This window comes from Sphaerotilus uruguayifluvii (assembly GCF_013294065.1).
GTDB lineage: Bacteria > Pseudomonadota > Gammaproteobacteria > Burkholderiales > Burkholderiaceae_C > Sphaerotilus > Sphaerotilus uruguayifluvii.
Genome location: NZ_JABSNM010000001.1, coordinates 54,365 through 77,693, shown reverse-complemented (window position 1 = coordinate 77,693; position 23,329 = coordinate 54,365). Strand labels below are relative to the sequence as shown.

The following is a 23,329-nucleotide window of genomic DNA, read 5'->3' as shown; positions in this document are numbered from 1 at the left end:
AGTCGCGCGGGCAGCTCGATGAGGCGCTGCGCCTGCTGCGGGAGGAAGTGCTGTCAGCCTTTGAGAGGCTGGGCGATGTGCGCTCGAAGGCGGTGACGCAGGGCCGAATAGCGGACATCCTGCAGTCGCGCGGGCAGCTCGATGAGGCGCTGCGCATCCGGCAGGAAGAAGAGTTGCCGGTCTATGAGAGGCTGGGCGATGTGCGCGAGAAGGCGGTGACGCAGGGCAAGATTGCGGACATCCTGCAGTCGCGCGGGCAGCTCGATGAGGCGCTGCGCCTGCTGCGGGAGGAAGTGCTGTCAGCCTTTGAGAGGCTGGGCGATGTGCGCTCGAAGGCGGTGACGCAGGGCAAGATTGCGGACATCCTGCAGTCGCGCGGGCAGCTCGATGAGGCGCTGCGCCTGCTGCGGGAGGAAGTGCTGTCAGCCTTTGAGAGGCTGGGCGATGTGCGCTCGAAGGCGGTGACGCAGGGCAAGATTGCGGACATCCTGCAGTCGCGCGGGCAGCTCGATGAGGCGCTGCGCCTGCTGCGGGAGGAAGTGCTGTCAGCCTTTGAGAGGCTGGGCGATGTGCGCGAGAAGGCGGTGACGCAGGGCCAGATTGCGGACATCCTGCAGTCGCGCGGGCAGCTCGATGAGGCGCTGCGCATCCGGCAGGAAGAAGAGTTGCCGGTCTATGAGAGGCTGGGGCTTGAAAGGGACTTGTTGGTTGGCCGTACCAATCTGGCCATGGCTTTACATCGGCGCGGATCCTTGAAGGACAGAAACGCAATCCATGTGCTGCTCAAGCGGGCCTACGCGGCGGCCAAGCGCCTCGGGCTGCCTGAAGCCCTGCGGATTGCGGAGCTGTATCGGCAGATTTTCCGCAAGCCGATCGAGACGGCGAAGAAGTAAACGCGGTCTGGCTGGGGGCGCTTGCCGCCTACTTGTAGGTCCCCAGCAGCAGGCTGGTCTCGGTCGTCGAGATGCCGTCGAGCAGCCGGACCGTGTTGAGCACCTGGTCGAAGGCCTGCAGGCTGTCGGTGCGCAGCTCGGCGATCAGGTCCCAGCGGCCGTTGGTGGTGTGCAGCGCTACCACGCTGGGGTGGCCGGTCAGCGCGTGGCGCACCTCGGCGGCGCGGTTGCCCTCCACCGCGATGCTCATCACCGCGCGGATCGCGTGGCGCTCGACGTCCGGGCGCAGCTGCACGGTGTAGCCGACGATCGTGCCCTCGCGCTCCAGCCGCGCGAGGCGGTTCTGCACCGTCGCACGGGTCACGCCCAGCGCACGCGCCAGTGCCGCCACCGGCGTGCGCGCGTCGCGGCGCAGCATCGCGATCAGCTTCAGGTCGGTCTCGTCCAGGCTGGGTGTGCTCATGTTGCGCAATGGGGTGAGCGAAACGCTCGATTTTGCGAGCACTTCGATCGGTCTGTGTGCTTCTTTCTGGCCGCAGGCGCCGGAAGAATTCCCTGCATCCCGCAACCTTTCCGGCAGGGGAGCCCCCCATGACCCGCTTCATCGACGTGGCCACGATGGCCGATCTGGTGGCCGAATGCGGCCTTGAGACCTTTCTCGGCGATCTGGCCGATGCGCTGGCGGCCGACTTCGTGCGCTGGCCCGAGTTCGACAAGTCGGCCCGCGTGGCCAGCCATTCCGAGGTCGGCGTGATCGAGCTGATGCCGGCGGCCGACCGCCAGCGCTACGCCTTCAAGTACGTCAACGGCCACCCGGCCAACACCCGGCGCGGCCTCTACACCGTGATGGCCTTCGGCGTGCTGGCCGATGTCGACACCGGCTGGCCGGTGCTGCTGTCCGAGCTGACGCTGGCCACCGCGCTGCGCACCGCCGCGACCTCGCTGATGGCGGCGCGTGCGCTGGCGCGGCCGGGCGTGCGGCGCATGGCGCTGATCGGCAACGGCGCGCAGGCCGAGTTCCAGGCGCTGGCCTTCCACGCCCACCTGGGCATCGAGGAGATCGTCGCCTTCGACGTCGACCCGGCCGCGACCGACAAGCTGGTGCGCAACCTCGCACAGGCCGCCCCCGGCCTGCGGGTGCGCCGCGCCGCCAGCACCCGCGAGGCGGTGCGCGGCGCCGACATCGTCACGACCATCACCGCCGACAAGACCCGCGCCACCATCCTGACGCCGGACATGATCGAGCCCGGCATGCACCTGAACGCCGTCGGCGGCGACTGCCCCGGCAAGACCGAGCTGCATGCCGACGTGCTGCGCGCCGCCCGCGTCTTCGTCGAATACGAGCCGCAGACCCGCATCGAGGGCGACATCCAGCAGCTGCCGGCCGACTTTCCCGTCGTGGATCTCTGGCGGGTGCTGGCCGGCCAGGTCGAGGGCCGCCAGCGGGCGGATCAGGTGACGGTCTTCGATTCGGTCGGCTTCGCGCTGGAGGACTTCTCGACGCTGCGGCTGGTGGCCGCGCGCGCCGAGGCGCTCGGCCTGGGCGAGACGATCGAGCTGGTGCCCTCGGCCGACGATCCGAAGGACCTGTTCCGCCACACCCGCCGCGGCCGCGCCCGCCGGGCGCTGCGCCGTGCGGCCTGAACCCGGAGCGACGCCCATGGACGGACTGATGCCCGCCGCCCGCCTGCCCGCCTCGGTGCAGGCTCCTGCTGCCGTGGTGATGGTGCGCCCGCACCGCTTCCACCCCAATCCCGAGACGGCTGCCGACAACGCCTTCCAGAGCGGTGCGCCCGCCCGTGCCGACCGCCTCGGGTCGGCCGAGGCCGAACGGGTTGCCCGCCAGGCCCGCGACGAGTTCGACGCGGCGGTGCACCGGCTGGAGTCCGCCGGCATCACTGTGCACCGCTTCGACGACGACGGCCGCCACGACACGCCCGACGCGGTCTTTCCGAACAACTGGTTCTCCACGCATGCCGGCGGCCGGGTGGCGCTCTACCCGATGTGTTCGCCCAGCCGCCGCCGCGAGCGCCGCGCCGACGTCGTCGAGTGGCTCAAGCGCCACTACCGCGTCAGCGACGTGGTCGACTACAGCGGCCACGAGCCCGACGGCCGCTTCCTGGAGGGTACCGGCGCGATGGTGCTCGACCAGGTCGGGCGTCTGGCCTGGGTGGCGCGCTCGCGGCGGGCCGATCCGGTGCTGCTCGAGCGCTTCTGCGCCCAGTTCGGCTACGAGCCTGTGCTCTTCGACACCGCCGACGCCGAGGGCCGGCCGGTCTATCACACCAATGTGCTGATGTGCATCGCCACCGACTTCGTGCTGATCGGGGCCGAGCTGATCGCCTCGCCGGGGCAGCGCGCCGAGGTGCTGCGCCGGCTGCACGACAGTGGCCGCGACATCATCCTGCTGAGCGAGGGGCAGATCCGCGAGTTCGCCGGCAATGCGCTGGAGCTCTCCACCCGGGAGGGCGGGCGTCGGCTGGCGCTGTCGGCGCGGGCGGCCGCGGCGCTGACCCCGGCGCAGCGCCAGCGCATCGAGCGCAGCGCGCCGCTGCTGCCGCTGGCGGTGCCGACGATCGAGCGCGCCGGCGGCTCGGTGCGCTGCATGCTGGCGGGCATCCACCTGGCGCCGCGTCCGCAGGCCTGAGCCTGGGTGGGTTCAGCGGCAAGGCCCGTTCGGCCCGGCCGCGAACCAGTCCGCCAGGAAGTCGACCGCCACCCGCAGCCGCGCCGACTCGTCGGCCCGCCCCGCATGCACCGCCCAGATGCTGGCGTTCTGGCGCCAGTCGGGCAGCAGCTGCACCAGCCGGCCCTCGGCCAGCGGCGCGGCCACGTCCCACAGCGAGCGCAGCACGATGCCGTGGCCCTGCAGCGCCCAGTCGACCGCGATCTCGCCGTGGTTGGTCGACAGCGGGCCGGTGACGCGCACCGTCTGCTCGCGCTCGCCCTGCTGAGCGTGCTGCAGCCGCCAGACGCCGAAGGGATGGTCGCGCTCGCGCACCACCAGGCAGTCGTGGCCGGCCAGCTCGGCCGGGCTGCGCGGGGACTCGCGCCGCGCGAGGTAGTCGGGCGCGGCGCACAGCACCCGGTGATTGGCCGCCAGCCGCCGCGCCACCCACTGCGGCGCGATCTCGTCGCCGACGCGGATGTCGAGGTCGTAGCCCTCGGCGGCGATGTCGACCAGCCGGTCGAGCACCTCGAAGCGCACCGTCAGCCGCGGACAGGCCCGCGACAGCGCCGCCAGAGCCGGCGCCACATGGCGCCGCCCGAAGCCGAAGCTGCTGCACACCCGCAGCGCCCCGCGCGGCTCGGCGCGCACCGCCGAGACCTGGCCGACCAGATCGTCCATCGCGTCGAGCAGCGGCTGCGCGCGCAGGCAGAGCTGCTCGCCCTGTGCCGTCAGGCCGATGCGCCGGGTGGTGCGGTGCAGCAGCGTCGCGCCCAGCTGCGCCTCCAGCAGCCGCACCCGCTTGCTCACGCCGGCGGTCGACAGCCCGAGCTCGGTGGCCGCGGCTGAAAAGCCGCCGCGGCGCACCACGGTCAGGAACAGGCGCAGATCGTCGGGATGGGGCGTGGCGGGCGAGGTCGTCATCGACCGGATTGTCAACGCATCGTGCACGATGGATGAACCGTTCGGGGCATTGGAAACCGGCCGTGCGGGCCTAGCATCGCGGCATTCCTTCTTCTGCCCGTTGTCTTGCCCTTCCTGGAGTCCCGATGTCCTCGACCCTGCCGTCCACCGTGCCCACCGAGTCTTTCCGCCCGTTCCGCGTCGCCGTCATCGCCGGCGACGGCATCGGCAAGGAGGTGATGCCCGAGGGCCTGCGCGTGCTGCACGCCGCGGCCGAGCGCTTCGGTCTGGCGATCGAGACGACCACTTTCCCGTGGGCGAGCTGCGACTGGTTTGTCGAGCACGGCGAGATGATGCCGGCCGACTGGAAGGCGCAGCTGGGCGGCATGGACGCGATCCTGTTCGGCGCGGTCGGCTGGCCGGCGACGGTGCCCGACCACGTCTCGCTGTGGGGCTCGCTGCTGAAGTTCCGCCGCGAGTTCGACCAGTACATCAACCTGCGCCCGGCGCGGCTGTTCGAGGGCGTGCCCTGCCCGCTGGCCGGCCGCAAGCCCGGCGACATCGACATGATGATCGTGCGCGAGAACACCGAGGGCGAGTACACCAACCTCGGCGGCACGATGTTCGCCGGCACCGAGCGCGAGATCATCATCCAGGAGTCGGTCTTCAGCCGCTTCGGCGCCGACCGGGTGCTCAAGTACGCCTTCGAGCTGGCTGCCAGCCGCCCGCGCCGGCACCTGACGGTGGCGACCAAGAGCAACGGCATCGCCCTGTCGATGCCCTGGTGGGACGCCCGCGCCGACGCGATGCACGCCGGCTACCCGCAGGTGGCGGTCGACAAGCAGCACATCGACATCCTGACCGCGCGCTTCGTGCTGCAGCCGCAGCGCTTCGACGTGGTGGTGGCGACCAACCTGTTCGGCGACATCCTCAGCGACCTGGGCCCGGCGTGCACCGGCACGATCGGCATCGCGCCCTCGGCCAACCTGAACCCGGAGCGGCGCTTCCCCAGCCTGTTCGAGCCGGTGCATGGCTCGGCGCCGGACATCCATGGCCGGGGCATCGCCAACCCGATCGCGATGATCTGGTCGGCGGCGATGCTGCTGGACTTCCTGACCGAGGGCACCGGCGCCGGCCGCGCCGCGCACGACGCCATCCTCGGTGCGATCGAGGCCGTGCTGCGCGACGGCCCGCGCACGCCCGACCTGGGCGGCACGGCCGACACGGTGGCGGTGGGCGAGGCGATCGCGGCGCGGGTGGCCGGGCGGTGACCTTGCCGCCGGTGGCGTCTCCCGCGCCGGCCTAGCATCCGGGCTCGATCGACCTGATCGCCCTGAACCGGAGAACCCGCCATGGATGCCCGCTCGCGCCGCCCCACCGCCGCCGACTTTCCCCCGGAAGTGCTCGGCCTGTTCGACCGCTACGTGCACGGCCAGCTCGACCGGCGCGGCTTCCTGGACGGCGCGGCGCGCTTTGCGGTGGGCGGCACGACGGCCGCCGGCCTGCTGGCGGCGCTGAGCCCGAAGTTCGCCGAGGCCCAGGTGATCCGGCCCGACGATGCGCGCATCCGCATGCAGTGGATCGACATCGCTTCGCCGGCCGGCCACGGCACGATCCGCGCGCAGGTCGTGCGGCCGGCGCAGGCCGCCGGGCCGCGGCCGGTGGTGCTGGTGATCCACGAGAACCGCGGGCTCAACCCGCACATCGAGGACATCGCGCGCCGCTTCGCGGTCGAGGGCTTCGTCGCGGTCGCGCCGGATGCGCTGAGCTCGGTGGGCGGCTATCCCGGCGACGAGGATGCCGCGCGCGAGCGCTTCTCGAAGCTCGATCCGGCCCGCCTGAACGAGGACTTCGTCGCCACGGCGCGCCACGCGCTGGCGATCGAGGGCGGCAACGGCCGGCTCGGCGTCGTCGGCTTCTGCTATGGCGGCGGCGTGACCAACCTGCTGGCGGCGCGCGTGCCCGAGATCCGCGCGGCCGCGCCCTTCTACGGGCCGGCGCCGGCCGCGGCGCTGGTGCCGGCGATCCGGGCGCGGATGTACATCGTGCACGCCGCCCAGGACGAGCGCATCAACGCCGGCTGGCCGGCCTACGAGGCGGCGCTGAAGGCCGCCGGCACCGACTACGTGCGCGAGCAGTTCGCCGGCACGCAGCACGGCTTCCACAACGACACGACGCCGCGCTTCGACGCCGAGGCCGCCCGCCAGGCCTGGACGCGCACGCTGGCGCTGTTCAACGCGACGCTGGCCGCCTGAGGCGCGCGTCGTCTTCCTCGGCCCGCGGCCCTTCAGCCGATCAGCAGGCTGCGCGCCAGCCCGAGCAGCGCGCAGACGGCGATCACCGTCATGATGCCCAGCCCGTGGCGCCACAGCGCCACGAAGGCGGCCGCGGCCACCAGCGCCGCGAACGGGTCGGCGCCGCCCGAGAAGGGCGCCGCCGCGGTGGCGTGCGGCCACACCGCGTGCCAGCCGAAGAACAGCGCGAGGTTCAGGATCACGCCGACCACCGCGGCGGTGATGCCGGTCAGCGGCGCGGTGAACTTCAGGTTGCCGCGCGTGGACTCGACCAGCGGCGCGCCGGCCAGGATGAAGACGAAGCTCGGCAGGAAGGTGAAGAAGGTCGCCACGCCTGCGCCGGCGAGCCCGGCCGCGAGCAGCGCGTCCGGCCCGAGCACCGCCTGGGTCCACGCGCCGACGAAGCCGACGAAGGCCACCACCATGATCAGCGGCCCCGGCGTGGTCTCGCCCAGCGCCAGTCCGTCCATCATCTGCGCGCCGCTCAGCCAGCCATGGGTCTCGACCGCGCCCTGGTAGACATAGGGCAGCACCGCGTAGGCGCCGCCGAAGGTCAGCAGCGCCGCCTTCGTGAAGAAGGCGCCCATGTCGCGCAGCACCGTCTGACCGGCCAGCAGCGCCATCGCCGCGGCCCACAGCCCGAGCGCGACCAGCAGCACCGCCAGGAGCCGCGCCACGGAAAAGCGTGCGTGCGCCGGCGGGGGCGTGTCGTCGTCATGCAGCGCCGGACCGTGCGCGGTGCTGTCGGCGCGGTGGCTGGTGCCGCCGGCGAAGTGCGCCGGCGCGATGCGCCCGCCGATCGCGCCGGCCAGCGCCGCGGCCAGCACGATCAGCGGGAAGGGCAGGTCGAACAGCGTCAGTCCGGCAAAGGCCAGCGCCGCGATCGTCCACAGCACGCCGTTGCGCAGCGCGCGCGAGCCGATGCGCCAGGCCGCGAACGCGACGACGGCCACCACCGCCGGCTTGATGCCGGCGAACACGCCCTGCACCAGCGCGACATCGCCGAAGGCGAGATAGACCCAGGTCAGCGCCGCAAGGATGAAGTACGAGGGCAGCACGAACAGCGTGCCGGCCACCACGCCGCCCCAGGTGCCGTGCATCAGCCAGCCGAGGTAGACGGTGAGCTGCTGGGCCTCCGGGCCGGGCAGCAGCATGCAGTAGTTCAGCGCGTGCAGGAAACGCCGCTCGCCGATCCAGCGCCGGCGCTCGACCAGCTCGGCGTGCATCACCGCGATCTGGCCGGCCGGGCCGCCGAAGCTGATGAAGCCGAGCTTGAGCCAGTAGAGGAGGGCTTGCCCGAACGTCGGGTGTGCCGGGCGATCGCCGTGAAGGTGGGTCATGTCCGTTGCATGAGAGGTGTCGGCGCGGATCAGCGCCGCCAGAACTGCGGCGTGAACAGCACCAGCATCGAGAACAGCTCGAGCCGGCCCAGCAGCATCACGAGGGTGCAGATCCAGGTCTGCGCATCCGTCAGGCCCTGGTAGTTGCTGGCCGGGCCGACCTGGCCCAGGCCGGGGCCGGTGTTGTTGATGCACGCCACCACCGCGGTGAAGGCGCTGACCACGTCCAGCCCGGTCAGCAGCAGCGCCAGCGTGCCGAAGGTCAGCACCGCGCCGTAGACCAGCATGAAGGCCTGGATCGAGAACAGCACCTGCGGTTCGATCACCGCGCCGCCCAGCGTCACCGGCCGCACCGAGCGCGGATGCAGCAGCCGGGTGAACTCGCGCTGCACCTGCTTCGTCAGCAGGAGCGCCCGGCTGAGCTTGATGCCGCCGCCGGTCGATCCCGCGCAGGTCGCGAAGCCGCACAGGAAGAGCATCAGCACCGGCGCGAAGACCGGCCACTGCGCGTAGTCGACGGAGGCGAAGCCGGTGGTGGTGGCCACCGAGACGACGTTGAACGCGGCGTGGCGCAGCGCCGTCGTCCAGTCCGGGTAGACGCCGTGCACGACCAGGAAGACGGTGACGACCGCGACGCTGGCGGCCATCAGCGCGAAGAACAGCCGCGCCTCCAGGTCCTGCCACAGCGGCCGGATCGAGCGGCGCTGCCAGACGCGGAAGTAGAGCGCGAAGTTCACGCCCGCCAGCAGCATGAAGACGATGGCGATGGCCTCGATCAGCGGCGAGTCGAAGGCGGCGAAGCTGGCGTCGTAGCCCGCCAGCCCGCCCAGGCCCATCGTCGAGCACATGTGCATGAAGGCGTCCGGCCAGCTCATGCCCGCCCAGCGGAAGGCCAGCAGGCAGGCGCTGGCGACGAGGAAGTAGACCGCCCACAGCCCGCGCGCGGTCTCGGCGATGCGCGGGGTGAGCTTGTCGTCCTTCATGGGCCCGGGCGTCTCGGCCTTGAAGACCTGGCTGCCGCCCACGCCCAGCAGCGGCAGGATCGCCACCGCCAGCACGATGATGCCCATGCCGCCCAGCAGCACCATGAAGCAGCGCCAGATGTTGAGCGACACCGGCAGCCGCTCCAGCCCGGTCAGCACGGTGGCGCCGGTGGTTGTCAGGCCGGAGACCGCCTCGAAGTAGGCGTCGGTGAAGCTCAGGCCGGGAATGTGCAGCAGCAGCGGCAGCGCGCCGAAGACCGGCAGCACCGTCCACACCAGCGTGGCCAGCAGGAAGCCGTCGTGCGGCTGCAGCTCGCGGTCGAGATGGCGGCAGTGCAGGAACAGGCCGGCGCCGATCGCGATGGTGATCGCCATCGACAGCGCGAAGCCGGTCTCGATGCCGTCGTGGCAGAAATGCGAGAAGCCCAGCGGCACCGCCATCGTCAGCCCGAACAGCATCAGCACGCCGCCGAGCACCTTGAACACCGGGTAGTAGTGGCGCATGGCGCGAACGTGGCTCCGCTCAGAAGAAGGTCGCGCTGACCTGGAACAGCTTCTCGACCGCACGCACCTGGCGCTTGCTCGGCAGGAAGACGATGACATGGTCGCCGGTCTGGATCGCCGTCTCGCCGTGCGCGACGATCACCTCGTCGCCGCGCACGATCGCGCCGATCTGCACGCCCTCGGGCAGCTCGAGCTCGCCGATGCGCCGGCCCACCACCTTCGTGCAGCGCCGGTCGCCGCGCACGATGATCTCCATCGACTCGGCCGCGCCCTGGCGCATGCTGTGCACCGCCTCGACGTCGCCGCGGCGCACATGGGCCAGCAGCTCGCCGATGACCGCGTGCTGCGGCGAGATCGCCACGTCGATCTGCGTGCCCTGCACCAGCTCGGTGTAGGCGCGGCGGTTGATCAGCACGATGGCGCGGCGCGCGCCCAGGCGCTTGGCCAGCAGGCCCGACAGGATGTTGTCCTCGTCGTCGTTCGACAGCGCGATGAAGACGTCGGTCTCGCCGACGTTCTCGTCGGTCATCAGGTCCTCGTCGGTGGCGTCGCCGTGCAGCACCAGCACGTCCGTGCCGAGCTCGGCGGCGAGGTACTCGCAGCGCGTGCGGTCGAGCTCGATCAGGCGGATCTCGCAGCGCCCGCGCAGCTCGCGCGCCAGGCGCAGGCCGACCTTGCCGCCGCCGGCGATCATGATGCGGCGCACCGGGCGGTCGCGCTCGCGCAGCGCGCCGAGCACCTCGCCGACCGAGCCGGTGCGCGTCAGCACGAAGGCCTCGTCGCCGGCCTCGATGCGGGTGCTGCCGTCGGCCTTCAGCGGCTGCTCGCGCCGGAACAGGCCGACGATGCGCAGGTCCAGGTGCGGCACCAGCGTCGGGATCTGGTCGAGCCGATGGCCGACCAGGCGGCTGCCCGCGCCGGCGCGCACGCCCGCCAGCGTGACCCGGCCGCCGGCGAACTCGATGATGCGCAGCGCCTCCGGGTACTCGACGAGCTTGCGGATGTAGGTGGTGACCGACTGCTCCGGGCAGATCACATGGTCGACCGCGAAGCCGCCGCCGCGCGCCAGCAGCGGCGCGCCCTCGACGAACTCGGGCGAGCGCAGCCGCGCGATGGTGGTGGTGACGTTGAACAGGTCGTGCGCGACCTTGCACACCGTCAGGTTGGTCTCGTCCTGCGGCGCGCAGGCCACCAGCAGGTCGCAGTCGTCGGCCCCGGCCTCGCGCAGCACCGAGGGCTGGATCGCGTTGCCGCAGACGCCGCGCAGGTCGAGCCGCTCCTGCAGCTCGCGCAGGCGCTGCGGGTCGGTGTCGACGACGGTGATGTCGTTGCGCTCGGAGACCAGATGCTCGGCCACGCTGGTGCCGACGCGGCCGGCGCCGATGATCAGGATGTTCATCGGCCGATTATCGGCAGCCGCGCGGCCGGTCGCGCTGCGACCGGTCCCGAGCGGCTCAGGCGGCGGCCTGCAGCGTCAGGTGCGTGACACGCTCGGCCCAGCTGGCGGCCGGCCGCACCGGCGCGTCGGCGTCGTGCGCGTCGCCGATCGGCTCGATCAGGCCGGCCTGGTGCAGGCGCGCGACAGCGCCGCTCAGGCGGTCCTCGTCGTCATGCGGGTCGAGCAGCAGGCCCAGCGGCGTGTAGCCGTTGAAGCGCATCAGCAGGCGCATGTCGCTCAGCGGCAGGTCGCGGTCCTCGAGCAGGACGATGCGGCCGCGCTCGGTGCGCTGGAAGATCCGGTTCAGCATGTTCGTGTTCCTCGATGGCAGTCGGGCGTCGTGCATGTCTCCGGTGCACGAGGCGCAGGCGGACCGATGCAGCAGGTCCGCGAGGAAAGGACGGCCGGTCGCGCTTCTGTGGCGTGACGGACGGCACACCCGACGTTATAGCGCCGGGTCGCCGCGCTGTCACGATCCCGGGCGGCTGCCGATGGCCGCGTCCGGATGCACCAGAGGGGGGCGCGATGATACCGTTGCAGCCGTTTCAGTGCGTTTCATCCGGGCCGCCTCCTGGCGCTGCAGGCGCCGCCCTGCCCAGAATTGCCGGATCGCCAGCCCGGTGCCGTGCATGACCAGGCCGGCGACCAGGATGTCGCTGAGGAAATGCCCGCCCTGCAGCACCCGGCCGGCGCCGATCACCAGCCCGGCCGCCAGCCCGATGTGCGCCCAGCGTCGCCGCCGCGCCGGCGTGCCCAGCAGCCCGATCGCCGCCAGCGCGAAGCCGGTCGCCGCGTGGCCGCTGACGAAGGAGCAGTTGCTGCGGCACAGCGTGCTGATCCGGCCGGCGGGCTGGAAGGCGTGCGGTCCGCCGAAGTCGCCGACCTCGGTCGGCCGCGGCCGGCCCCACTGCTCCTTCAGCACGCCGTTGACCACCAGGCCCAGCCCGAACACCAGCATCAGCGCCATCGCCGCGGCCTGGCGGCGCTGGCGCGGCGGCGTCGCGCGCCGCCACCACAGCGCCAGCGCGAGCAGCACGCCCAGCCGCCCGGCCCAGGGCACCGCGTGATAGAGCGCCTGCACCGGCGCGAGCTGCCCCAGCGGGAAGGGCGTCGCCGCGGCCGCGTCGTGCACCGCGGCGGTGACGGCCAGATCGAGGCCGGGCCGCAGGTTGAACAGCGCCAGCGTGCCGGCCAGCGCCAGCAGCCAGCCGGCCCACAGGGTGCGCCAGCGTCGGTTCATCGGGGACTCTCCGGGACGGGGGCAGGAATCCGGGTGCGCCACAGCGTCAGCCGCAGCGGCGAGCCGCTCTGCGGCGCGCTGGCCCGGGCCAGCGGCTCGGGCGGAGCGAAGGCCTCCCAGCCTTGCGGCGGCGTGTCGCCTTCGGCGACGATCAGCACGGTGCGACCCCGGTCCGCCGCCGCGATGCCCTGCGCTCCGGGCCAGCCGGCGACGAGCTGGTAGTGGTCGGTCGGCGGGCGGGACGGATCGGGGCGCCAGGCCCGCCAGTCGGCGCCGGGCAGATCGCGCCAGGCATGGCGGCCGTGCGCGATCAGCGTGCGGTCGGCGCCGAGCAGCAGCGCGCCATCGGCCAGCGGCCCGCGCGCGGCCGGCGCCAGCGCCGCCAGCGCCGGCTCCCAGCCGCGCATGCGTGCCCACAGGTCGAGCGCCCGCGGCGGCACCGCGCCGTCGCCGCCCGCGAGCCGGGTCGCGGTGCCGATCAGCGGCAGCGTGCTCACCAGCAGCAGGTGCAGCGCGACGATGCCGGCGGCGGCGCGGCGCAGCGGCCGGCGCGCCGCCGGCGCCAGCCACAGCGCCAGCGCCAGCACCAGGCCCTGCGTCGCCGGCGCGGTCCAGTTGATCTGCGCCTTCGCGTTCAGCGCCTGCGCCGCGCCCAGCGCCAGCAGCGGCAGCGTCATCGCCAGCAGCAGCTCGCGCACGGGGGCCGGCAGCGGCTCGCGCTGCGCGCTGCGCCGGCGCCAGCGCAGCCACAGCACCAGCCACAGCGGACCGCTCATCAGCCACTGGCCGCCGATCCATTCCGCCAGCGACGCCAGCACCGGGCGCTGCGCGTCACGGCGGGCCTGCAGGGTGATCTCGGCGGTGTGGTGCAGCGTCGGCCAGCCGGCCGCGGCGTTCCAGAGCAGGTTGGGCACCAGCAGCAGCGCCGCCAGCGCGAGGGCCAGCGCCAGCGCCGGCCGCGCATCGGGGCCGCCGTCGTGCCGGCGCCGCCACAGCCACCACAGCAGACCGGGCAGCAGCGCCGCCATCGTGTACTTCGACAGCAGCCCCAGGCCCAGCCCCAGCCCGAGCGCCAGCCCGTCGCGCAGGCGTCCCGAGCGGCGCAGCCGCCACAGCGCGTGAGCCGCCAGCGTCCAGCACAGCAGCAGCGGCGCGTCGGTGGTCGCCGCCAGCCCGAGCAGGCCGGCGACCGGATTGCTCAGCGCGATCAGCGTCGCCCAGAGCGCGGCCCGGCGCGCCCGCGCCGGCTCCTGCGGCCAGGCGGCCTGCGCCAGATCGTGCGCGAGCGGGCCCAGCGCGAGGCAGGCGGCGACCTGCACCGCCATCGCCAGCCAGCGCACGCCGAGAACGCCATCGCCGCCGATCGCGGTCGAGGCGGCGATCAGCGCGGCGATGCCCGGCGGCTTGGAGTAGTAGCCCCAGTGCAGCTCGCGCGACCAGTCCCAGTACTGCGCCTCGTCGACCTGCAGGCCGACGCCCGGATCGAGCAGCACCAGCGCCAGCACGCCCAGCCGCAGCAGCAGCGCGGCCGCGCCCAGCGCGAGCAGGCGGGCGCGCAGCGCCGGGCTCATCCGCGGACTCATCGCACCGGCTCCTGCGGCTCGGCCGGGCGCTGCACCAGGCTCAGGCCGCTGCGCTCGGCCAGGCGCAGCGGCGGCGCGCGCCAGCCGGCCTGCCGCGCCAGCGCCTCGAGCTGGTCGCTGCGCACCAGCGCCAGCTCGCCCGGCTGCGGCGCGCGTCGCGGCACCGGCCGGTCCAGATGGAAGGCGAAGCTGGGCAGATGCAGGCCCCACTGCACCGCGGCGGGCGCACCCGGCTGCGCCTGCGCCTGCCGCGCCAGATCGCGCACCGGGCCCTGCAGCCGCTCGCCCCACCACGGCGCGCACTGGCCGTGGAACCACAGCAGCCCGCACAGCGCCGCCGCCGCCAGCCGCGCGGGCTCGCCCCAGCGGCTGCGCGGTCCGGTCAGGCACAGCGCGGCGGTGGCCGCGGCCAGCAGCGCCCCGGCCGCCAGCGGCGCCGGCGACGGCGTCGGTGCGCCCAGCAGCGCCCGGTACAGCGGATCGGCGATGCGCTCGGCGTGGGTCTGCAGCGCCAGCGCGACGCCGGCCAGCAGCGGCGCCAGCAGCACCAGCAGCGCCTGCTGCAGCCGCAGCAGCGCGCCGGGCAGCGCCTCGCCCGGCGCGCTGGCGGCCAGCAGCCGCCCGGCCAGCAGCGCCAGCGGCGTCAGGCCGTACAGCGCGTAGTGCGGCAGCTTCGTGCCCGACAGGCTGAAGAAGAGAATCACGAAGCCGGCCCAGCCGAGCAGATAGCCCGCCAGCGGCTCGTGCCACAGCGCGCGTGCACGGCGCAGCAGCTGCACCAGCAGCGGCGTCCACGGCAGCATCAGCAGCGGCAGCACCAGCAGGTAGTAGCCGAGGCTGCCGCCGTGGCCCTCGAGCGTGCCCTGGTAGCGCGACAGGTTGTGCCGCACCAGGAATCCGTCGACGAAGGCCTGGCCGTGCTGGACCAGCATCAGCGCATACCAGGGCAGGGCCACCGCCAGCATCAGCGCCCAGGCCGTCCCGTCGCCCAGCAGGCCGCGCAGCCGCGTGCCCACCGGCACCCGGCTGCGGTGCGTGGCGATGAAGACCAGCGCGGCCGCACCCGGCACGATCAGCGCGATCGGACCCTTGGTCAGCAGGCCCAGGCCGATCCACAGCGCGGTGCGGCGCAGCGCCTGGCGCGCCGCCGCGCTGCCGGACGCGGCCTCGAGATGGCGCCACAGGTCCAGCCCGGCCAGCGCCAGCCACAGGTTCAGCAGCGCATCGGCGGTGGCGGCCCGCCCGATCAGCGCCACGCCCAGCCCGCTGGCCAGCACTGCACCGGCGCCCAGCGCCGCCGCACCGCCCCAGCGTGGCCGCGCGAACATCGCGGTCGCCAGCACCCAGCCCCAGGCCGCCAGCACCGAGGGCAGGCGCAGCGCGAACTCGTGCCGGCCCAGCAGCGCCATCGCGCCGGCCTGCAGCCAGTAGACGAGGATCGGCTTGTCCCAGCGCGGCTCGCCATTGAGCGTGGTGCGGCTCCAGTCGCCGCCGGCGAGCATCTCGCGCGAGGCCTCGCCGAAGGCGCCCTCGTCGACGTCGACCAGCGGCGCGGCGCCCAGCCGCAGCAGCATCGCGCCGAGCAGCAGCAGGGCCGGCAGCCAGGGGCTCCAGCGCGGGGCGCGCGATTCAGGCGCGGGGCTCATCGCGGCCGTCGTCCTGCCGCACCACATAGGGCTGGCCGTGGCGCGCGCCGTAGTAGATGCGGATCAGCAGCTCGGCCAGCACGCCGGTGGTCAGGAACTGCAGCCCGCCGATGCTGCAGAAGAAGCCCAGCGACAGCAGCGGCCGCCCGCCGATGTCCTCGCCCAGCAGCAGCTTGAGCACGCCCAGGTAGCCCAGGATCGCCAGACCGGCGCCCAGCACCGCCAGGCCGATCACGCCGAAGAAATGCCCGGGCCGCGCCGCGAAGCGCTGGAAGAAGGTGACCGCCAGCAGGTCCACCAGCACCCGCAGCGTGCGCGACAGGCCGTACTTGGAGGTGCCGTGCAGGCGCGGGTGGTGGTCGACCGGCTCCTCGGCCATGCGCGCAGGCGACGTCACCGTCGACAGCCAGGCCGGAATGAAGCGGTGCATCTCGCCGTAGAGCCGCACCTCGCGCAGCACGCTGGCGCGGAAGGCCTTCAGGCTGCAGCCCAGGTCGTGGAAGGGCAGTCCGGTGATGCGCCGGATCAGCCGGTTGGCCAGCTGCGAGGGCAGGCGGCGCAGCCAGAAGCCGTCCTGGCGCTTCACCCGCCAGCCGGCGACGATGTCCAGGTCCTCGGTCAGCAGGCGCTGCACCAGGCGCGGGATGTCGCGCGGGTCGTTCTGCAGGTCGCCGTCCATCGTCACGATGACGTCGCCCTGCGCGGCATCGATGCCGGCCTGCATCGCGGCGGTCTGGCGGAAGTTGCGCGCCAGCGAGATCACCCGCACCGGCGCGCCGGTGGCGCGCGCGTGGCGGCGCAGCGCCGCGGCGGTGGCGTCGCGGCTGCCGTCGTCGACGACGACCAGCTCCCAGGGCTGCGGATAGGCCGCCAGCGCGGTGCGCACCGCGTCGATCAGCGCCGCGGCGTTGTCGACCTCGTTGTACATCGGCACGACGACCGACAGATGGTGGGCCGGCAGGTGCGCCGGCGACGGCAGGCCTGCGCCCGCCGCCGCCACCTTCACCCCGGTGACCCCCATGGCGCCACTCCACGCCCCGTCACCGGACTCCCCTGTCCCATCCCGTTCCCATGCTGCGGCCGAGCCTGCAGCGCCTGCCGCGTTCATGTCGTCGATCCTGTCGTTGCAGTGCGCAGGGTGCCGAGCGCCCCGCCGAAAGCGCCGCCGAGCGTGGTCAGCGCCAGCGACAGCGCATGCATCTGCAGCACCGCGCCCAGCGCCAGCGCCGCCGGCTGCGGCGCGCCGGCGCCGGCCCAGACCGCCGCCTCGTAGCTGCCCAGCCCGCCCGGCGCCTGCAGCGGCAGCACGCCGGCCCATTCGCCGGCCAGCACGCCGCGCAGCGCCGCGCTGCTGCCGCCCGAGCCGGTGCCGCCGAGCGCGTCGAGCAGCAGCGCCAGCGTCGCCAGCTTCAGCGTCCAGTTGCCGATGCAGGCCATCCAGGCCCGGCGCCCGCCGCGGCGCGCCAGCAGCGCCTCGCGCCAGCGCGCCAGGCGCGAGGGGGCCGGCGTCGGCCGGTCCTTCGAGGCCAGCCGGGCCAGCAGCCGCTCGGCCGGCGCGATCAGGCCGAGCAGCAGCAGCGCGGCCAGCGCCAGCGCGGCCGGGCCCGGCAGGCCTGCGCCGGCCAGCGCCAGCGCCAGCGCGCCCAGCAGCGCCAGCACCAGCGCGTCCTGCAGCCGCAGCCACAGCAGGCTCGGCAGCGACTCGCGCAGCGGCACCTGCCAGCGCCGCTGCAGCCACAGGCTGTAGCCGGCCTCGCCGCCGCGCATCGGCAGCCAGACCACCGCCGCGTTGTGCATCAGGAACAGCGCCAGGCAGTCGCGCAGGCTCGCGCCGGTGCGCGGATGCCATTCGGCATGCAGCCGCAGCGCGCGCAGCAGCCAGGTGCCCGCCAGCGCGGCCGATGCGCCGGCCCAGGCTGCCGGCTGCAGCGCGCCGGCGCGCTGCAGCAGCGTGTCCATCATCTCGGCCGGGCTCATGGCGCGCTCCGCCGCGCCGGCACGGCCAGCGCGCGGCCGCCGCGGTGCAGCCCGGCGCCGATCGACAGCGCCGCCAGCACGCCCTGCAGCGGCAGCGCCGCCGGATAGCCGGTCGACAGGCGCGCGATCGCCAGACCGCAGCCGATCTGGACCAGCGCCAGCACGAGCTGGCCGCGCCGTCCGCCCAGCCAGCGCGTCAGGCCGCCGCGCGCCGACAGCGGCCAGGCCCAGGCGGCGGTCATCAGTCCGATCGCCGCGCCGGCGCACACGTCGGCCGGCCAGTGCGCGCCGACGGCCACGCGTGCCAGCAGCAGCATCAGCGTGCCGGCCGCGATCAGCCCCTGCTGCAGCGGCGAGCGCCGGCGCGACAGCAGCAGCAGGCCGGCCAGCGCCAGCGCGGTGACCGCGTGGCCCGAGGGCATCGCGCCGCGCAGCAGCGGCTCGCCGATCACCGTGATCGCGTCGGGCGGCAGCACCGCCGCCGGGCGCGGATGGTCGAGCAGCCGCTTGAAGAGATGGGTGAGCGCGCCGCCGATCGGGAAGGACCACAGCAGCGCCGCCACCGGGCGCATCGCCTCGGGCCCGGCGCCCGGATGCGCGGCCACCAGCACGATGAAGGCGCTCAGCCCGAGGCCGGCGACGCTGAGCATCGACCACAGCCACTGCGGCAGCGGCGCGGGCAGCGCGCCGAGCGCGCCGTTCAGCGCGACGAAGAGATCGGCGTCACGCCCGTGCAGCGCCAGGCCGGCCACCAGCAGCACCGCCGCCAGTCCACGGCACCAGACGGCCGGCAGCGGCCGGCGGTGCGGGATCGGCAGGGAAGGATGGGTGGCGTTCATGGCGCCGCGGATGGTCGCCAGGGCCGATGACGACGCGGTGAATCCGCGATGACGGCTGTGTGACGTCGGCTGCGCGAGACGCCGCCGGTCCGGCCGGCGGGAACCGACACGGTCCTGTCATCGCGGCTGCCGAGCATGCGCAGCCACCATGGCCCAGATCCTCGTCACCGGCGCGGCCGGCTTCATCGGCGCGCATGCCGCCGCGGCGCTGGCGCAAGCCGGCCACCAGGTCGTCGGCTGCGACAGCTTCAACGCCTACTACCCGGTCGAGCTCAAGCGCGCACGGGTCGAGGCGCTGCTGCAGCCCGCCGGCGTGCCGGTCGAGACGCTGGACCTGTGCGACGGCGCGGCGCTGCAGGCGCTGATGCGCCAGCACCGCATCGACACCGTGCTGCACCTGGCCGCGCAGGCGGGCGTGCGCCACTCGGTCAGCGCGCCGCTCGACTATGTGCAGGCCAACCTGCTCGGCTTCGCCTCGGTGCTGGAGGCCTGCCGGCTGCAGGGCGTCGGCCATCTGCTCTACGCCAGCTCGTCGAGCGTCTACGGCCGGCGCGACGGCGATGCCGCGCCCGGGGGCTTTCGCGAGAGCGACCGCATCGACGCGCCAGCCTCCTTCTACGCCGCGACCAAGCAGGCCAACGAGGCGATGGCCCATGCCACCGCCGCGGTGCACCGCCTGCCGGTCACCGGCCTGCGCTTCTTCACCGTCTACGGGCCGTGGGGCCGGCCGGACATGGCGTACTGGAGCTTCGCCGAGCGGCTGCGCCGCGGCGAGACGCTGCAGCTCTACGGCCGCGGCGAGCTGCGCCGCGACTTCACCCATGTCGACGACGTGGTGGACGCGCTGCTGCGGCTGGTCGCACGCGGCGCCCCCGCCGGCCGGCACCGCGAGGACGGCGTGCCGGCCGAGCTGTTCAACATCGGCCACCGCCATCCGGTGCGGGTGATCGACTTCGTGCGGCTGCTCGAGCGCGCCACCGGCTGCCCGGCGCGCATCGAGTTCGCGCCGATGCAGGCCGGCGACGTGCCCGACACCAGCGCCGACCCGTCGCGGCTGATCGAGGCGATCGGGCCGTGGCGGGCCACGCCGCTGGCCGAGGGCCTGGCGGGCTTCGTGCGCTGGCTCGACGCCTGGCGCGCGCGCGAGACGCCGTCGCCGGCCTGGCCGGTCAGGCTGCCGGCGGCGGCCTGACGCGGCGCTCAGCCACCTCAGTCGCAGATCCAGACCTGCGACTGCCGGCCGATCGCCGCGAGGCGCCGGCCGCTGCACAGCACCAGATCGACGCCCGGCTGGCGCGCGCTGTCGGGGCGGCGGCGCCAGAAGTGGCGCGCGATGCCGGCCACGCCGAGGTGGCGCAGGCCGTCGATGCACAGCCGCGGCGTCAGGTCGGGATCGTCATGGTGGCGCGGCGACGGGCCCGGGCCCTCGATCAGCGCCGGCACCTCGATCAGCAGCATCGCCGGCGCGCCCGGCGCGGCCTGCCAGACGGCCGGATCGACCTCGGCGGCGGTGGTCAGCGCCAGGCGCAGCGGCGTGCTGCGGTCCGACAGCGCGTGCAGCACCGCGGCCATCGCCGGCGACAGGCGCTGGGCCGGGCGGGTCGGCGGGGTCGGCGCGTCGGCGACCTCGAGCACCTCGCCGGGGCGCTCCAGGGCCTGTCGCAGCAGCCGGGTGGCCAGGTCGCTGGCCGAGGTTTCGGGCAGGGAGGTCGTCATCGCGGTGCTCCTTCGTGCGGGTCGACGCAGGCAGTGTCGGCGCCGTCCATGACACGAGCTTGTCGCCGGACCGTCGTGCCCGCTGTCGTGCCGATACCGCGTCGTGCCGCTGTCACCCGCGCTTCACCGGGCGGTCATCCGGGCTGCCGACGATGGCCCCATGAACGCCATCACCGCCCCCGCCGCCGCGGCGCCGGACAGTGCCTTCGCGCAGGAGGAACTGTCGGTGCGCACCGTGTTCATTTCCGACGTGCACCTGGGCACGTCCGGCTGCCAGGCCGAGGCGCTGCTCGACTTCCTGCGCGCGGTCGAGTGCGAGACGCTCTACCTCGTCGGCGACATCGTCGACGGCTGGCAGCTGCAGCGGCGCTGGTTCTGGCCGCAGGCGCACAACGACGTGGTGCAGAAGGTGCTGCGCAAGGCGCGCAAGGGCACGCGCGTGATCTTCGTGCCCGGCAACCATGACGAGTTCGCGCGCCGCTACGCCGGCCACGCCTTCGGCGGCATCGAGGTGGTGGAGGACTGCATCCACCAGACCGCCGACGGCCGCCGGCTCTGGGTGATGCACGGCGACCTGTTCGACGGCGTGATCCAGTGCGCGCGCTGGCTGGCGCATGTCGGCGACGGCCTCTACCAGCTGGCGCTGCGGCTCAACCGGGTGCTGAACTCGGCGCGTGCGCGCTTCGGCCTGCCCTACTGGTCGCTCTCGCGCTACCTGAAGCTCAAGGTCAAGCGCGCGGTCAGCTTCATCAACGACTTCGAGCTGGCGGTGATCCGCGAGGCGCGCCGGCGCGGCGTCGACGGCGTGGTCTGCGGCCACATCCACCACGCCGAGCTGCGCGTGGTCGACGGCCTGACCTATGCCAACGACGGCGACTGGGTCGAGAGCCTGACCGCGCTGGTCGAGCATGCCGACGGCCGGCTCGAGGTCATCGACTGGGCCGAGGCGATGCGCCGGCGCGCGCGCCGCGCGCCGATGGCGGCGCTGCCGCAGCCGGCCTGAGCCCGATCCGGCCCAGGCTCCGGCCCCGGGCTCAGGTCGCCGCGATCAGCGCGGCCGGCCGCGGGATCGGTCGGAGCGCCTGCTCGAACTGGCGCGTCGCCGCCGCCCAGGTGTAGCGCTCGGCGAAGGCGCGCACGCGCGTGCGGTCGCAGCGCAGCGCGGCCAGGCAGGCCGCCTTCAGGTCGGTGTCGATCACGCCGCCCTCGCCGCTGGTGCCGACCACGTCGATCGGGCCGGTCGCCGGCAGCGCCGCCACCGGCGTGCCGCAGGCCATCGACTCGATCAGCACCAGGCCGAAGGTGTCGGTCTCGCTCGGGAAGACCATCACGTCGGCGCTGCGGTAGAGCTGCGCCAGGTCCGGGCCGGAGAGCACGTCGAACCAGCGCACCCCGTCGCCGTAGGTGCGGCGCAGCCGCGCGGCCTCGGGGCCGGCGCCGGCGACCCATTTCTCGCCGGGCAGCGCCAGCCGCAGGAAGGCGTCGATGTTCTTCTCGACCGCCAGCCGGCCCACGTACAGGAAGACCGGGCCGTGGCCGGCCGGGCGCGCCAGCACCGGCCCGTGCGGGCTGAACATCTCCAGGTTGACGCCGCGGCTCCAGTGCACCGGATGCCGGTAGCCGTGGCGGCGCAGCTCCTCGCCCATGTGCGGCGTGGGCACCAGCGTGGCCACGCCGCTGTTGTGGAAGCGGCGCAGCAGCGCGTGGCTCCAGTTCACCGGCAGGCCGGTGCGCAGCTGCAGGTATTCGGGGAACCGGCTGTGATAGGCGGTGGTGAAGGGCCAGCCGCGCCGGCGCGCCACCGCGCGTGCCGCCCAGCCCAGCGGGCCCTCGGTGGCGATGTGCAGGCAGTCGGGCTGCAGCGCGTCGAGCCGGCGCGCCATGCTGCCGGGCGTCACCGCGGCGAGGCGGATGTCCGGATAGGTCGGGCAGGGCACGCTCGGCCAGCCCTGCGGCGAGACGATGTGCACCTCGTGGCCGAGCAGGCCGAGCTCGTGCGTGGTCATCTTCAGCGTGCGAACCACGCCGTTGACCTGCGGCTCCCAGGCGTCGGTGACGATGACGATCCTCATCAGGCGATCTCCTTGTGGCGAGGGGCTTGCCGGTGGTGGTGCCGGTGATGCAGCGCGACCAGCGCCATCAGCAGCGCGATGCCCAGGCCGAAGCCGCGGATCAGCAGGTCGAGCGGCAGGGCCTGCCGGGTGAAGGCGGCATAGGCTGCCAGCATCAGCAGCACGCTGGCGTTCTCGTTGAAGTTCTGCACCGCGATCGAGCGTCCGGCGCTGAGCAGCGCGGCGCCGCGGTGCTGCAGCAGCGCGTTCATCGGCACGACGAACAGCCCGGCGACCAGGCCGGCGCAGGCCAGCAGCGGCAGCGCCGGCAGCCAGTGGTCGATGTGCGGCATCGGCAGCAGCAGCAGGCCCATCGGCACGCCCAGCCACAGCACCTGCGGCGCACGCTCCAGCGGCACCAGCCGCCCGGCCAGCAGCGCGCCGACCACCACGCCGGTGGCCGACAGGCCCTGCAGCCAGGCGGCCTGCGCCAGCGTCAGGCCGAGGTCTTCCTCGGCCCAGCGCAGCACCAGGAACTGCAGCGTGGCGCCGACGCCCCAGAACAGCGTGGTGGTGGCCAGCGAGACACGCCCGAGCGGATCACGCCACAGCCGCGCGTTGGCGCGCGCGAAGTCGCCGAGCTGGCCGGCCAGCGGCGGCGCGGCCGGATAGCGCGCGCCGCTGTCGGGAATGCCCAGGTTCAGCAGCGCCGCCAGGCCGTAGAGCGCCAGCAGGCCGGCCAGGGCGGCGGCCGGCGCCAGCCAGGCCAGCAGCGCGCCGCCCAGCATCGTGCCCAGCAGGATGGCCAGCACGGTGGCGACCTCGATCCAGCCGTTGGCGGCGACCAGCCGGTGCGCCGGCATCAGCTCGGTCACCAGACCGTACTTGGCGGGCGAATACAGCGCCGCGCCGGCCCCGGCCAGCGCGAAGCACGGGCCCACCGGCGCGCCCAGCGCCATCGCGGCGCAGGCGCCGGCCTTGAGCGCATTGGCCGCGCTCATCACCGCGGCCTTCGGCGCGCGGTCGGCCAGCGGCCCGACGAAGGGCGCCAGCAGCACATAGGCCAGCGTGAACGCCAGCTTGAGCAGCGGCGGCAGCCAGACCGGCCCGCCCTCGGCCGCGAGGCGGCCGATCGCCACCAGCAGCAGCGCGCTGTCGGCCAGTCCGGACACGAACTGGGCCGACATCAGCAGTCGGAAGCCGCGCAGGGCGGCGGGCAGGGGCAGCGACGTCGTCACCCGGCCGAGTGTCGGC

At 73.8% G+C, this 23,329-nt stretch carries 22 protein-coding genes; 7 read left to right on the top strand and 15 right to left on the bottom strand.

What is annotated here, in order from left to right; genetic code table 11:
- The coding region (locus HNQ01_RS00335; RefSeq protein ID WP_173803330.1) for a tetratricopeptide repeat protein at positions 1–893 on the top strand (893 nt) is incomplete at its 5' end.
- A 28-nt stretch (positions 894–921) separates the two neighbouring features.
- Here the strand turns inward: HNQ01_RS00335 and HNQ01_RS00330 are convergent.
- Complete coding sequence (locus HNQ01_RS00330) at positions 922–1,356, bottom strand: Lrp/AsnC family transcriptional regulator (RefSeq protein ID WP_173803329.1); 435 nt, start codon at positions 1,354–1,356, stop codon at positions 922–924.
- Between the two features lie 128 nt (positions 1,357–1,484).
- Here HNQ01_RS00330 and HNQ01_RS00325 point away from each other — a divergent pair, with 128 nt between their 5' ends.
- Positions 1,485–2,537 (top strand): ornithine cyclodeaminase, encoded by a 1,053-nt coding sequence (locus HNQ01_RS00325; protein ID WP_173803328.1) that lies wholly within the window; start codon positions 1,485–1,487, stop codon positions 2,535–2,537.
- Between the two features lie 16 nt (positions 2,538–2,553).
- Positions 2,554–3,540: a citrulline utilization hydrolase CtlX gene (ctlX, locus tag HNQ01_RS00320; protein ID WP_286180373.1), complete on the top strand. Its 987-nt coding sequence runs from the start codon at positions 2,554–2,556 to the stop codon at positions 3,538–3,540.
- 12 nt (positions 3,541–3,552) lie between these two features.
- Here ctlX and HNQ01_RS00315 read toward each other — a convergent pair whose 3' ends face one another.
- Complete coding sequence (locus tag HNQ01_RS00315; protein WP_173803327.1) at positions 3,553–4,485, bottom strand: LysR substrate-binding domain-containing protein; 933 nt, start codon at positions 4,483–4,485, stop codon at positions 3,553–3,555.
- Between the two features lie 125 nt (positions 4,486–4,610).
- On the opposite strand from HNQ01_RS00315, the gene HNQ01_RS00310 reads away from it, so the two are divergent.
- Together HNQ01_RS00310 and HNQ01_RS00305 are read left to right on the top strand one after the other, a co-directional pair.
- The gene (locus HNQ01_RS00310) at positions 4,611–5,735 is read left to right on the top strand and encodes a tartrate dehydrogenase (protein ID WP_173803326.1); all 1,125 of its coding nucleotides are present in this window, start codon (positions 4,611–4,613) and stop codon (positions 5,733–5,735) included.
- 81 nt (positions 5,736–5,816) lie between these two features.
- Entirely contained in the window at positions 5,817–6,719 is a 903-nt protein-coding gene (locus HNQ01_RS00305) for a dienelactone hydrolase family protein (RefSeq protein ID WP_173803325.1), read from the top strand.
- Between the two features lie 32 nt (positions 6,720–6,751).
- On the opposite strand, the gene chrA is transcribed toward HNQ01_RS00305, so the two are convergent.
- From chrA to HNQ01_RS00255, 10 genes are all read right to left on the bottom strand, one after another.
- Positions 6,752–8,098 (bottom strand): chromate efflux transporter, encoded by a 1,347-nt coding sequence (chrA, locus tag HNQ01_RS00300; protein WP_173803324.1) that lies wholly within the window; start codon positions 8,096–8,098, stop codon positions 6,752–6,754.
- Positions 8,099–8,127: 29 nt separating this feature from the next.
- Positions 8,128–9,585, bottom strand: a complete 1,458-nt coding sequence (locus HNQ01_RS00295) for a TrkH family potassium uptake protein (protein WP_173803323.1) — start codon at positions 9,583–9,585, stop codon at positions 8,128–8,130.
- A 19-nt stretch (positions 9,586–9,604) separates the two neighbouring features.
- Positions 9,605–10,984 carry a Trk system potassium transporter TrkA gene (trkA, locus tag HNQ01_RS00290; protein WP_173803322.1) on the bottom strand — a complete coding sequence of 460 codons (1,380 nt, stop codon included), beginning with the start codon at positions 10,982–10,984 and terminating at the stop codon, positions 9,605–9,607.
- 55 nt (positions 10,985–11,039) lie between these two features.
- Positions 11,040–11,333: a hypothetical protein gene (locus tag HNQ01_RS00285; RefSeq protein WP_173803321.1), complete on the bottom strand. Its 294-nt coding sequence runs from the start codon at positions 11,331–11,333 to the stop codon at positions 11,040–11,042.
- Between the two features lie 159 nt (positions 11,334–11,492).
- Positions 11,493–12,263, bottom strand: a complete 771-nt coding sequence (locus tag HNQ01_RS00280; protein ID WP_173803320.1) for a phosphatase PAP2 family protein — start codon at positions 12,261–12,263, stop codon at positions 11,493–11,495.
- Positions 12,260–13,846, bottom strand: a complete 1,587-nt coding sequence (locus tag HNQ01_RS00275; protein WP_173803319.1) for an ArnT family glycosyltransferase — start codon at positions 13,844–13,846, stop codon at positions 12,260–12,262. The genes HNQ01_RS00280 and HNQ01_RS00275 overlap by 4 nt, the downstream gene beginning before the upstream one ends.
- Positions 13,843–15,492, bottom strand: a complete 1,650-nt coding sequence (locus HNQ01_RS00270) for an ArnT family glycosyltransferase (protein ID WP_173803318.1) — start codon at positions 15,490–15,492, stop codon at positions 13,843–13,845. Before HNQ01_RS00270 ends, HNQ01_RS00275 begins: the two co-directional genes overlap by 4 nt.
- Positions 15,476–16,513: a glycosyltransferase family 2 protein gene (locus tag HNQ01_RS00265; protein WP_173803317.1), complete on the bottom strand. Its 1,038-nt coding sequence runs from the start codon at positions 16,511–16,513 to the stop codon at positions 15,476–15,478. The genes HNQ01_RS00270 and HNQ01_RS00265 overlap by 17 nt, the downstream gene beginning before the upstream one ends.
- Positions 16,514–16,596: 83 nt before the next feature.
- Positions 16,597–17,469, bottom strand: a complete 873-nt coding sequence (locus HNQ01_RS00260) for a lysylphosphatidylglycerol synthase domain-containing protein (protein WP_173803316.1) — start codon at positions 17,467–17,469, stop codon at positions 16,597–16,599.
- Positions 17,466–18,308, bottom strand: coding sequence for a phosphatase PAP2 family protein (locus HNQ01_RS00255; protein ID WP_173803315.1), 843 nt, complete (start codon positions 18,306–18,308; stop codon positions 17,466–17,468). Before HNQ01_RS00255 ends, HNQ01_RS00260 begins: the two co-directional genes overlap by 4 nt.
- A gap of 148 nt (positions 18,309–18,456) precedes the next feature.
- On the opposite strand from HNQ01_RS00255, the gene HNQ01_RS00250 reads away from it, so the two are divergent.
- Entirely contained in the window at positions 18,457–19,500 is a 1,044-nt protein-coding gene (locus tag HNQ01_RS00250; RefSeq protein WP_173803314.1) for an NAD-dependent epimerase/dehydratase family protein, read from the top strand.
- 17 nt (positions 19,501–19,517) lie between these two features.
- On the opposite strand, the gene HNQ01_RS00245 is transcribed toward HNQ01_RS00250, so the two are convergent.
- The gene (locus HNQ01_RS00245; RefSeq protein WP_173803313.1) at positions 19,518–20,024 is read right to left on the bottom strand and encodes a hypothetical protein; all 507 of its coding nucleotides are present in this window, start codon (positions 20,022–20,024) and stop codon (positions 19,518–19,520) included.
- 160 nt (positions 20,025–20,184) lie between these two features.
- Here HNQ01_RS00245 and HNQ01_RS00240 point away from each other — a divergent pair, with 160 nt between their 5' ends.
- Positions 20,185–21,027: a UDP-2,3-diacylglucosamine diphosphatase gene (locus HNQ01_RS00240; RefSeq protein WP_173803312.1), complete on the top strand. Its 843-nt coding sequence runs from the start codon at positions 20,185–20,187 to the stop codon at positions 21,025–21,027.
- Positions 21,028–21,058: 31 nt separating this feature from the next.
- Here HNQ01_RS00240 and HNQ01_RS00235 read toward each other — a convergent pair whose 3' ends face one another.
- Positions 21,059–22,096 (bottom strand): glycosyltransferase family 4 protein, encoded by a 1,038-nt coding sequence (locus HNQ01_RS00235; RefSeq protein WP_173803311.1) that lies wholly within the window; start codon positions 22,094–22,096, stop codon positions 21,059–21,061.
- Positions 22,096–23,262, bottom strand: coding sequence for a lysophospholipid transporter LplT (lplT, locus tag HNQ01_RS00230; protein WP_173803669.1), 1,167 nt, complete (start codon positions 23,260–23,262; stop codon positions 22,096–22,098). The genes HNQ01_RS00235 and lplT overlap by 1 nt, the downstream gene beginning before the upstream one ends.
- Positions 23,263–23,329: the final 67 nt, after the last annotated feature.